Origin of the sequence: Flavobacterium azooxidireducens (assembly GCF_023195775.1) — a bacterium.
In the GTDB taxonomy this organism is placed as follows: Bacteria; Bacteroidota; Bacteroidia; order Flavobacteriales; family Flavobacteriaceae; genus Flavobacterium; species Flavobacterium azooxidireducens.
Genome location: NZ_CP096205.1, coordinates 2,102,145 through 2,113,044 on the forward strand (window position 1 = coordinate 2,102,145; position 10,900 = coordinate 2,113,044).

Annotated in this window: 10 protein-coding genes; 4 read left to right on the plus strand and 6 right to left on the minus strand. The window is 32.6% G+C overall.

Going from position 1 to position 10,900, the window contains the following annotated elements; translation table 11 throughout:
* From M0M57_RS09165 to surE, 5 genes are read right to left on the minus strand one after another with little or no spacing between them, the layout of a single operon-like run.
* A complete protein-coding gene (locus tag M0M57_RS09165) occupies positions 1–2,031 on the minus strand; it encodes a ComEC/Rec2 family competence protein (protein WP_248432752.1) in 2,031 nt (676 codons plus the stop codon).
* Between the two features lie 58 nt (positions 2,032–2,089).
* Positions 2,090–2,728 (minus strand): C40 family peptidase, encoded by a 639-nt coding sequence (locus tag M0M57_RS09170; protein WP_248432753.1) that lies wholly within the window; start codon positions 2,726–2,728, stop codon positions 2,090–2,092.
* A gap of 41 nt (positions 2,729–2,769) precedes the next feature.
* The gene (lpxB, locus tag M0M57_RS09175; RefSeq protein WP_248432754.1) at positions 2,770–3,882 is read right to left on the minus strand and encodes a lipid-A-disaccharide synthase; all 1,113 of its coding nucleotides are present in this window, start codon (positions 3,880–3,882) and stop codon (positions 2,770–2,772) included.
* Between the two features lies 1 nt (position 3,883).
* Positions 3,884–4,156 carry a hypothetical protein gene (locus M0M57_RS09180; RefSeq protein ID WP_248432755.1) on the minus strand — a complete coding sequence of 91 codons (273 nt, stop codon included), beginning with the start codon at positions 4,154–4,156 and terminating at the stop codon, positions 3,884–3,886.
* Positions 4,156–4,932 (minus strand): 5'/3'-nucleotidase SurE, encoded by a 777-nt coding sequence (surE, locus tag M0M57_RS09185; RefSeq protein ID WP_248432756.1) that lies wholly within the window; start codon positions 4,930–4,932, stop codon positions 4,156–4,158. Before surE ends, M0M57_RS09180 begins: the two co-directional genes overlap by 1 nt.
* Positions 4,933–5,149: 217 nt before the next feature.
* On the opposite strand from surE, the gene M0M57_RS09190 reads away from it, so the two are divergent.
* Together M0M57_RS09190 and M0M57_RS09195 are read left to right on the plus strand one after the other, a co-directional pair.
* Entirely contained in the window at positions 5,150–7,399 is a 2,250-nt protein-coding gene (locus tag M0M57_RS09190; protein WP_248432757.1) for a carboxy terminal-processing peptidase, read from the plus strand.
* Positions 7,400–7,441: 42 nt separating this feature from the next.
* The gene (locus M0M57_RS09195; RefSeq protein ID WP_248432758.1) at positions 7,442–8,548 is read left to right on the plus strand and encodes an ABC transporter permease; all 1,107 of its coding nucleotides are present in this window, start codon (positions 7,442–7,444) and stop codon (positions 8,546–8,548) included.
* Between the two features lie 30 nt (positions 8,549–8,578).
* Here the strand turns inward: M0M57_RS09195 and M0M57_RS09200 are convergent, their stop codons facing one another.
* Entirely contained in the window at positions 8,579–9,163 is a 585-nt protein-coding gene (locus M0M57_RS09200) for a hypothetical protein (RefSeq protein ID WP_248432759.1), read from the minus strand.
* A 116-nt stretch (positions 9,164–9,279) separates the two neighbouring features.
* Between M0M57_RS09200 and M0M57_RS09205 the strand changes: the two genes are divergently transcribed.
* Positions 9,280–10,095 (plus strand): DNA/RNA non-specific endonuclease, encoded by an 816-nt coding sequence (locus M0M57_RS09205; RefSeq protein ID WP_248432760.1) that lies wholly within the window; start codon positions 9,280–9,282, stop codon positions 10,093–10,095.
* A gap of 5 nt (positions 10,096–10,100) precedes the next feature.
* Positions 10,101–10,865, plus strand: a complete 765-nt coding sequence (locus M0M57_RS09210; RefSeq protein WP_326930567.1) for an endonuclease/exonuclease/phosphatase family protein — start codon at positions 10,101–10,103, stop codon at positions 10,863–10,865.
* Positions 10,866–10,900: the final 35 nt, after the last annotated feature.

Consider the following 10,900-nt stretch of genomic DNA (forward strand, 5'->3'; position numbering starts at 1 on the left):
TTAGTCTAAACTAATTCGATAATATCCCTTTTCGCTGGTAGAGTGAAAAGGGATATTTTTTTTCTGACAAGTTTTCTCCCAATCTTCAATTAAAGTTTTGTAGTTACTGCCGTCTGCAATTACAGTTTGTGGGCTTAAATTACTCAACAGTCTCTCAAAATTTATTTTGGGAGATTGTGTAATCAATACAATTTCGGGTTTAATCGGTAGATCGAAAATCCCTTTTTCATCAATCACCAAAATCTTGGTTTTATTAATCCAATATACATTTTGAAGAGTCGAAAGACTGTCAATTCTTCCAAAATTGTTTTGGATGTAATTTTTAATCACATAATTTGAATTGGCTAAAGAATCATTGCTATGCAAAACAATGGAGCTATTTTTTTTACTCGCCAAAATGGTTTTTTTAGGATATTGAAAGATGATAAATTCATTCTGATTTTTATGAAATTCCTTCGAACCAATGATAGAAATTTGAAAAATAAAAATCGTAATTAAAGTCAAAATGATTCCTTTGGAAGTTGGTTTTTTTATGAAAACAATTATACTTATGATTACCAAAAGCGAAGCAAAAAGAATATAATAATTAAATGAAATATCTTTAATAATAAATTGTTCAAAAGAGGAAACTAAATTCACATAACCACTCATAAATCCAATTAATCCAGAAAGAAATTCAACCAAAAGCGAAAAATAAATCCCAATGGCAGATAGAAGAATACTTACCATTCCAGTAATTAAGATTACCGTTAGTAATGGAATGATAACCAAATTGGTAACAAAAAACAAACCAGGAAATTGATGAAAATAATAAATACTCAAAGGCAAAACGCCAATTTGAGCTGCAAAGGAAACGGTTAGAATATCATAAAAATATCCAACAATTTTATTTTTTGAAGTCCATAATTTGCTAAGTAAGGGTTGAATGGTTACGATTGAAAAAACCGCACAATAACTCAATTGAAAACCGACATCAAAGATAAAATTGGGTTTAAATAATAGCAAAATTAGAATAGACGAACCTAATGTGTTGTAAATATTCGTCTCTCTATTCATATACATGCCAATACTCACAAACGTGAACATCGTGACAGCTCTCACAACAGAAGCTGATAGTCCTGAAAGCAATGCAAAAGTCCACAATATGACAATTAAAAGAATTGGCGTAATAATTCTTCCATGCCGAATTCGTTCAATTGGTTTTAATAATGCTTTGAAAAAATACAGTAAAATTCCAATATGCAAACCGGAAATCGCCAAAATATGAATTGCTCCCGATTTTGAATAAGTATCTAATGTTTCTTGTTCAATGTTTTGTCGTTGACCTAAAAACAAAGCTTTAATGATGTTTATTCTATCAGAAGGAATGTTTTCATTTTCAAAAAAAGCAACGACTTTATTTCTTGTTCTTTCTAATAGAAAATTCAAATTTTCTTGTTTTGCAATTACTTTATAATTCTGATTTTCTAAATATAATTGATCAAAAACATCCTTCTTCTCCAAATAAGCAGCATAGTCAAATTGATATGGATTATGTGGTCTGATGATAGGTTTTAGCATTGCATTGGCTAAAATTTCATCACCAATTTCAAATTCTTTTTCCGCATCTTTCTTATTCAAAATGATTAAAAGTTTTCCTTTTGTTTCTTTTTTATTGACTGATTCAACTTCCATAAAATACTTAAATGAAAATTGATTCGGTTTTAGTTTTTCTGAAATAACGCCTTTCACAAGACTCTTTTCAGAAAAATTATATTCAGAATTTGAATAGTGAGAAGACTGATTTTTAGGATAGTGCAATGCAAAAAGAAATATTCCGATTGTAAAAGCTAAAACATAAGATGAGATTCCGAAGCTTAGTCTAAATTTCAAATTCGTTCTAAGAAAAAAGTATAAAATCAAAAACGGAAATAGTGCTGCTGAAACAATCAGTACTGCCAAATAAACATCCGGTTTGATTTCGTTGGAAACTAAAATTCCTAAAATCAAACAGATAGTAATTACAATGGTAGGGAATTTTATCACTTTCATATAAACGAAAATAATAAAAAAATTAATTAGTAAGAAAAATTATCGTAAAAATTGATGATTAAAAATGTTCTTCAGTCAAAACCCGATTGGCTTGAGCAAAGGTTCTTTGATAGTAAGGCTCTTTGGTAGAAGAGATAATCACGCCTCGTTGCACCGAAGAATGAATGAATATAATTTCGTCATCACGCACTTCTGTAACCAATCCAACATGATTGATCACGCCACGATTACTGGTTTTAAAAAAAACTAAATCACCTTTTTGTACGTCTTTCAGTTTTAACTTTTCACCTACTTTAGACATGTCAACCGATCTTCGTGGCAATTGAATATCATAAGCGTTGAAAACAGTGCAAACTAATCCCGAACAGTCCATTCCGGCAGTTGTTGTGCCTCCGCCACGATAGCGAACACCTTCGTATTGCTTAGCAGAACTTATTAATTGTTGAATTAAATAGGGTGTGTTTTCATTATCAGGAACAAAATCTTCATCGTCTGATTCTGTAATTCTTGATTTTTTTGTGGCTTTAGAAGTTTCAGTAGTTTTTCGCGTGTTTTTTGCAACCACTTTCGAATGTTTTGGAGCTGTATACATTCCTTTTTTCTCGGCCTCACTTTTACTGGTAACAATGCCGGAGGAGGTAGATTTACATCCCACCAAAAAGAACAACAAAAAAGATATAATAACTGCGTTTTTCAAGAATTTTGATTTTTACAAAGTTAAAAAATAGGATCTTAAAATCAAGAAATATCTTCTAAAATTAGTTTTGCTACTTTTTTACTAGCTCCTTCACCACCTAATTTTGCTTCTAAAAGATGGTATTTTTCAATTAATTTTTGTCGGTATTTTTCATCTAAAATTTTAGATAATTCAGCTTTAATGTTTTTTGAATTACATTCACTTTGAATCAGTTCGGTCACCACTTCTTCATCCATAATTAAGTTGACAAGCGAAATATATTTTAATGTAATAATTCGTTTGGCAATTTGATATGAAATCCAATTTCCTTTATAGCAAACCACTTCCGGCACTTTGAACAATGCAGTTTCTAATGTTGCTGTTCCCGATGTAACTAAAGCAGCATGAGCAACACTCAACAAATCATACGTTTTATTCGAAATAAAATGAACGGCTTTGTTCGTCAAAAATTGCTTGTAAAAGGCATAATCTTGCCCCGGTGCTCCTGCAATCACAAACTGATAATCAGGAAAATCTTTTACAACAGCCAACATTTCATGCAAAAGTTTACTGATTTCTTGCTTTCTGCTTCCGGGTAAAAGAGCAATTATTGGTCTTTCGTCTAAATTGTGTTCTTTTCTAAAGGTTGATTCTTCTACTTTTGTTCGATTATGAATCGCATCAATCAAAGGATGTCCAACAAATTCAACCGGAAAATGATGTTTCTTTTCATAAAAATCTTTTTCAAACGGAAGAATCACATACAATTTGTCAAAATCACGTTTGATGTTCTTGATACGATTTTCTTTCCAAGCCCAAATTTGTGGAGAAATATAGTAATGAGTGGGAATTTTTTTCTTCTTAGCCCATTCGGCAATTCGCATATTAAAACCGGGATAATCAATAAAAATAATTACATCGGGATTAAATTGCTCTATGTCTTTTTTGCAAAAAGTAATGTTATTTAAAATGGTTTTTAGGTTAAAAATCACTTCAGCAAAACCCATAAAAGCCAGTTCTTTATAATGTTTTACTAAAGTTCCGCCAGCTTTTTGCATCAAATCGCCACCCCAAAACCGAATATCAGCCTGAGCATCTTCTTTATGAAGAGCTTTCATTAAATTCGATCCGTGCAAATCGCCCGAAGCTTCACCGGCTATAATGTAGTACTTCATTTTAAACAAATATAGTGAGAATGGTTAACGCAATTGTTGCTAAAACAACTCCGCGAGCCATTAATTCTTTGTTGAATTTTAATAAACCAAAAAACAATATTACGTTGATTACTGCTCCTAAAGCAATTAATTTTCCTAAGGAATTTTGCGATTTCAATGCAATTATTCCATCTGCAAATTCAAATTCTGTAAAAAATGTGATGAATAGGAAAACACCAATAAAAGCACCGATAATTCCCAATATAAAACCAATAAGTAAATCTGTTTTTTGCATTATAAATTGAATTTATACGTATTTAATTTTTGAATAGCATGATGAGCTGTCAAGTCAAATTGAACCGGTACGATAGAAATGTAGCCATTAGCAAGAGCCCATTCATCAGTATCTTCACCTTTATCTTGGTTGATGAATTCTCCGGTGAGCCAGTAATAATCTTTTCCTTGCGGTGTTTTGCGTTTATCAAATTCTTCTTTCCAAAAGGCTTTGGCTTGACGACAAACTTTCATGCCTTTTAATTCTTTTTCTTTTAGTTTGGGAAAGTTAACGTTTAAAATCACACCTTCGGGCAGACCGTTTTCCAATACTTGGGAAGCAATGGTTTTAATTGAATTTTTGATTGGTTCAAAATTGGCATTCCAATCATAATCTAACAATGAAAAACCGATGGCGGGAATTCCTTCTATACCGGCTTCTACCGCAGCACTCATCGTTCCGGAATAAATGACATTAATCGAAGAATTTGAACCGTGATTCACACCTGAAACACACAAATCCGGCTTTTGTTTTAAAATTTCATTAACGGCCAATTTGACACAATCCACAGGAGTTCCTGAACAACTGTATTCTTCTTTTACTTCCGAATCAAAATTAACTTTATTAATAAAAAGTGTGTTGTTGATGGTGATCGCATGACCCATTGCACTTTGCGGACTATCCGGTGCAACAACTACAACATCGCCTAATTGTTTCATTACATCAATCAAGGCTCTGATGCCGGGAGCAGAGATTCCATCGTCGTTGGTTACTAAAATAAGCGGTTTTTTACTCATTATAAATGATTAATTTTGAATTTAGTGTGCATTTAAACCACAAATTTAGTTTTATCATATCCTAAAGAAAACAAAATTAACTCTTTTTAAGATTTTGAAGCGTAACAAATTTCATAACTTTGTTTGGTTAAGTGATTTTTTTGAAATTAATTTACTAAAAAAATTGAAACTATAACAGAAGTGGCATAATTTTTATGACTACTTATAAAGAAAGATAATGAAAACCATATTGCTATTTATGAAAAGAAACCTCAAATTGGTGTTATTGACAGTTGTTTTGTCGGTTGCACTGTTGGCATTTAATGCTATAGATTCAAAGAAGAGTGTGAGTTCCGATCCCGAAAAAGATAAACTTTTAATAGATTTATTGACTTTTGTGATAGAACGTGGGCACTATGATCCTGCAGCTATTGATGATAATTTATCAAAAGGAATTTATAAAGACTATATCGAAGCATTAGATCCGTCAAAACGATTTTTTCTGCAATCTGATATCGATGAGTTCTCAAAATATGAGACGCTAATTGACGACCAAATTAAAAATAAAGATTTGTCATTTTTTGATTTAACATACAATCTTTATCTAAAAAGAATGCAGGAAAGTCAGAAATATTACAAAGAAATTTTAGAAAAACCATTTGATTATACTGTTGATGAAACAATCAATACAGATTATGAAAAACTTCCCTATGCCAAGAACACGGATGAGCTGAAAGAACGATGGAGAAAACAGATTAAACTTTCTACTTTGTCATCGTTAACCGATAGAATCAAGTTGCAAGAAGATGAAAAGAATGGCATTATTGATGAAAAAATCAATAATGTTAAAGATGAAAAGTTGAAAGAAAAATTAAAAGCTGAAAAGGATAAAAAGAAAGAAGAAAAACCAAAATCGATTGAAGAACTTGAAAAGGAAACTAGAGAGTCATCATTAAAATCGTTGGATGATTATTTTACTTTCATTAAAGAATTAGACAGAAACGATTGGTTTGGCGTATATGTAAATGCCATTGCTTCTCGATTTGATCCACATACAAATTATATGGCTCCCGATGATAAAGAACGTTTTGATGTGAGTATCAGCGGTAAATTTGAAGGAATTGGAGCTCGATTACAAAAGAAAAATGATTTAACGGAAATCACCGAATTAATTTCGGGTGGACCAGCTTGGAGAGGAAAAGAACTTGAACAAGGTGATGTTATCTTAAAAGTTGCCCAAGGTGATGGTGAGCCTGTTGACGTAATTGGAATGCGATTAGATAACGTAGTTAAAAAAATCAAAGGACCAAAAGGAACTGAAGTTAGATTAACCGTTAAAAAAGTAGACGGAACAATGAAAGTAATTTCATTAATTCGAGATATGGTTGAAACCGAAGAAACGTATGCCAAATCAAGCGTTGTAGAACGAAACGGAATGAAATACGGTATCATTTATTTACCGAAATTCTACATCGATTTTGAAAACCAAGACAGTCGTGATGCCGGAAAAGATGTAGCCATTGAGGTAGAACGTTTGAAAGCACAAGGCGTAAACGGAATCATTATGGATGTTCGTGATAATGGTGGCGGATCCTTAAAAACAGCAGTTGACATTACCGGATTGTTTATTGAACAAGGACCGGTAGTTCAAATTAAATCGGCAGGAACTAAAAAGGAAGTTTTGTACGATAAAGATCCTAAAATTCAGTGGGATGGACCTTTAGTGGTGATGGTGAATAATTTCTCTGCTTCGGCTTCAGAAATTTTAGCTGCAGCAATTCAGGACTACAAAAGAGGAGTTGTGATTGGAAGCAAACAAACCTACGGAAAAGGAACTGTTCAAAACGTAATTGATTTAAACCAATTTGTACGTGGTAATAATGTTGGCGATTTAGGAGCTTTAAAAACGACCACTCAAAAATTCTACAGAATCAATGGAGGTTCAACACAATTAGAAGGTGTAACCAGCGATGTTGAAATGCCGGATCGTTATTCGTATATCGATATTGGCGAAAGAGATTTGGACAATGCCATGCCATGGACAAAAATTGACCCAGCTCCATTTAACATTTGGGATAAACAAACTAATTTTGATCGTGCTGTTCAAAATAGCAAAGCAAGAATGGCTCAAGATGAACATTTTCAATTGATTGAAAAAAGTGCTAGATGGACAAAAGAAAGAAGAGATGCTGCAGTTTATAGTTTAAAATTAGATGCTTTTACGGCTGAACAAAATAGTTTGGAAGAAAAAAGCAAACAATTCAAACCGATTTCAGATTATAAAAATGATTTGGTATTTAAACCAGTTCCACAAGATTTTGAATTGATGAGTAAAGATGAATCATTCAAAGAAAAAAGAGAGCGTTGGTTTGAAAGTCTATCCAAAGACATTTATGTGGAAGAAGCATTGAATGTGTTGGATGATTTGCAATCGAAACCGGTTGTAAAAGGAAAAGTAGATTTAAAGAAAAAAATTGTAAAATCATAAATGGCAAATTGTATCTTTGAGCAATAGTTGAAAAATAAACTAATGTCCAAAAGTAATAAGTCGTTAACTAGCATAGCACTTCAAAAATTCCGAAAGAATTTTTGGGGTGTTTTTAGTTTTGGTTATATCATACTGATGATTTTTTTTGCTCTATTTGCCTATGTTTTAGCACCGGATAATTCAGAAAATGCCAATCAAATGCATTTGTCTATTCATTCAAAATCGCCAGGTTTTGAAGTTCAAATGTTAGCTGTTCCATCTGAGAAAATTGCTCCCAAAACCTTGAAAGGATATTTTTTCGGGCATCCCAATCAAGTGACTGAAATTCCGATTTTGGAATATAAGATTGTAGGGAATTCAATTCAATATGTAGAATATACTGAAGATGCTGAATTAAAACAAATCAAAGAAATCACTTTAGATAAGTTCATTGGTTTTACTTCCATTCAAGAAGTTGAAAAAGAGTTAATCACCACTAAAAAATTCCACCTCGGAACCGATAAATACGGTCGTGATTTGTTGAGTAGAATGTTGGTTGGCTCACGTGTTTCAATTTCTATCGGCTTTGTCGCTGTTTTAATTTCAGTGATTGTAGGATTATTTTTTGGAGCTCTCGGTGGTTATTATGGTGGGAAAATTGATGCCATGGTGATGTGGTTAGTGAATGTAATTTGGTCTATTCCCACACTTTTATTGGTTATTGCTATTACGCTTGCCCTCGGAAAAGGTTTTTGGCAAGTTTTTGTAGCTGTAGGTTTAACCATGTGGGTTGAAGTTGCCCGTGTGGTTCGTGGTCAGATCATCAGCGTAAAAGAAATGCAATACGTCACCGCGGCAAGAGCATTAGGTTTTTCGGATATGCGAATTATTCTGAATCACATCATACCAAATATTATGGCTCCTGTGATTGTGATTTCTGCGGCTAATTTTGCTTCTGCTATTTTGGTCGAAAGTGGTTTGAGCTTTTTAGGATTAGGAGCACAACCACCAATTCCCAGTTGGGGCGGAATGATTAAAGATCATTACAGTTACATCATTTTAGGAAAGCCGTATTTGGCATTAGTGCCAGGAACAGCTATTATGCTCATCACATTAGCTTTTATGATGACAGGCAATTCACTTCGTGATGCCTTGGATGTAAAGCAATAAAAAAACCACGCTTTCACGTGGTTTGATTGGTTAGTTTCTAACTTTTCCTAATTTTTTTTGAGCATCTTCAACGTCAGCTTCAAGTTCTTTAATCTTGATTTGTTGTTTGCTGATTTTGATGTTTTCTTTTTCAACCTCAATTTCGGTTAACTTTCCTTTTCGTTTCTTTTTTTCAAAACGCTCCATGTTTTTTTGAAGTGATTTTTTTTCTCTAACCACTCTGTCCTGAGCTCTGGAAACACTTTTTTCTGCTGAGGCAACTCTGCTTTGTTGTCTTTCAAATTGTTTTACCTCTTTTTCATGCTTTCTTTGATCTTTGGCCAATTGTTTAGCTTCTTTATCTGCACGGTCTTTGGCTTTTTCAGCATCTCTTTGTTCTCTTTCAGCATCTTTAACTGCTTTTTCTCTTTCTCTTAAAGCCTTTGCTTCAGCTTCGTCAGCGGCGACTTTCTCTTTCAATGCCTTTTCTTGAGCAATTTTAATTTCTTCAAGTGTTTTTTCTTCAACCATAATTCCGGTTTTAATTAACGTGTCTGCGGTTGTTGTTTTTGTTTCTTGTGCTTGGCTCATAATAGAGATTAGCAAAACCAAAAGGGTACTAATTTTAAATTTCATAAAGGTGTATAATTAAATTAAACAAATTAATGTATCTCAAAAGAACAACTTTTTTAATACATTTACAAAGTTAGCAATAATCATTCCTATTTGTTAAAATTAAGATATTTTTTTGAATGAGTAAAATAATTTTCATAGCTAAATTAGTATTAATTTTTTCAGTATGTGTTTCATGCAGAGATAATTATGTGTTAAAAGAAGGCGGTTCTGATAGTCAAATCATTAATCAAGAATTCGCTAAAATCGATTGGAATAATTTTGATTTTTATCCAACTTCCACAACCGGTCAAGTGATTAAACATACGCATTATACACTTTCATATAAAGAAGAACATGAACAAGCAGAATGGGTTGCTTATGAATTGAAATCCGGAATTTCATCTTATTCAGATTTTAAAAGACCTTATTTTATTGAAGATCCCAAAGTAAAAACTCGTTCTGCTGATTGGCGAAATTATAAAAATTCCGGCTACGACAAAGGTCATTTGTGTCCTGCCGGAGATATGAAGTTTTCCAAAAAAGCATATAATGAAACATTCTACACATCTAATATTTCACCACAAAAATCAGATTTCAATGCAGGAGTTTGGAATCGTTTAGAGCAAAAAGTTCGCTACTGGGCCGATAAATATGATGGTTTGTATGTGATAACCGGTGGCGTTTTAGAACCAAACCTCAAAACAATTGGTGAAGAAGATGTTTCTGTGCCGGATTATTTTTATAAAGTTCTATTTGATGTTTCGAATGATAAACCACGAATGATTGCTTTTTTAGTTCCACACAAAAACAGCGACCGACCACTTTATGAGTTTGTTGTTTCGGTTGATGAGTTGGAAGAATTAACCGGAATAGATTTCTTCCATCATTTGCCTGATGAAATTGAAAACCAAATTGAAAGAAATAACGATTATAAATCATGGAGTTTTAATTAATGAATATGAAAAAGATAATTTTAGTTGTATTGATGATGTTGTCAAATCAATTTTTTGGTCAAGAAGTAAAAGTAATGACCTATAATATTCGTCTTGATTTAGCCAGCGATGGCGAAAACAGTTGGCCAAACAGAAAAGAAAAAGTTTCCGATTTAATTCAATTTTATGAACCGGACATTTTTGGAATTCAGGAAGGATTGCCTCATCAAGTTCAGTTTTTAGATTCTGTTCTTCTGGATTATAAAGTGTTTGGAGAAGGAAGAGATGGAGGGAAAAATGGTGAACATAGTTCCATTTTCTACAAAAGCAGTAAGTTTGAATTAATTGAGTTTGATACGTTTTGGTTATCTGAAACACCGGATGAAGCTTCAAAAGGTTGGGATGCGGCTTTGAACAGAATTTGTACCTATGGTATTTTTAAAGACATAAAAACTAAGCAGCTATTTTGTGTGTTTAACACTCATTTTGATCACGTTGGTGAAGTTGCTAGAAATAAAAGTGCTCAATTAATTCATCAAAGAATAAGTGAAGTGGCTAATAAAAATCATCGTGTAATTATTATGGGTGATTTTAATTTAGAACCGAATTCTGAACCTATTTTATTCTTATCCAATAAATATGTTCATTCAAAAAGTGCTTCAAAATTGATTTACAATTCAGGGGAACATTCAATGCGTTTGAATTTCATAAACCAATTGGTAGAGAAAGAGAAATTGATCATATTTTTGTTTCAAAAAAATCATTCGAAATTAAAAAATATGCAGTTTTAACCGATAGTTATTCATGTAGATATCCATCTGATCAT

Coding starts and splice junctions, on each gene's coding strand:
- M0M57_RS09165 (WP_248432752.1), bottom strand. CDS start 2,031: ATGAAAGTGATAAAATTCCCTACCATTGTAATTACTATCTGTTTGATT.
- lpxB (WP_248432754.1), bottom strand. CDS start 3,882: ATGAAGTACTACATTATAGCCGGTGAAGCTTCGGGCGATTTGCACGGA.
- M0M57_RS09180 (WP_248432755.1), bottom strand. CDS start 4,156: ATGCAAAAAACAGATTTACTTATTGGTTTTATATTGGGAATTATCGGT.
- surE (WP_248432756.1), bottom strand. CDS start 4,932: ATGAGTAAAAAACCGCTTATTTTAGTAACCAACGACGATGGAATCTCT.
- M0M57_RS09190 (WP_248432757.1), top strand. CDS start 5,150: ATGAAAACCATATTGCTATTTATGAAAAGAAACCTCAAATTGGTGTTA.
- M0M57_RS09195 (WP_248432758.1), top strand. CDS start 7,442: ATGTCCAAAAGTAATAAGTCGTTAACTAGCATAGCACTTCAAAAATTC.
- M0M57_RS09200 (WP_248432759.1), bottom strand. CDS start 9,163: ATGAAATTTAAAATTAGTACCCTTTTGGTTTTGCTAATCTCTATTATG.
- M0M57_RS09205 (WP_248432760.1), top strand. CDS start 9,280: ATGAGTAAAATAATTTTCATAGCTAAATTAGTATTAATTTTTTCAGTA.
- M0M57_RS09210 (WP_326930567.1), top strand. CDS start 10,101: ATGAAAAAGATAATTTTAGTTGTATTGATGATGTTGTCAAATCAATTT.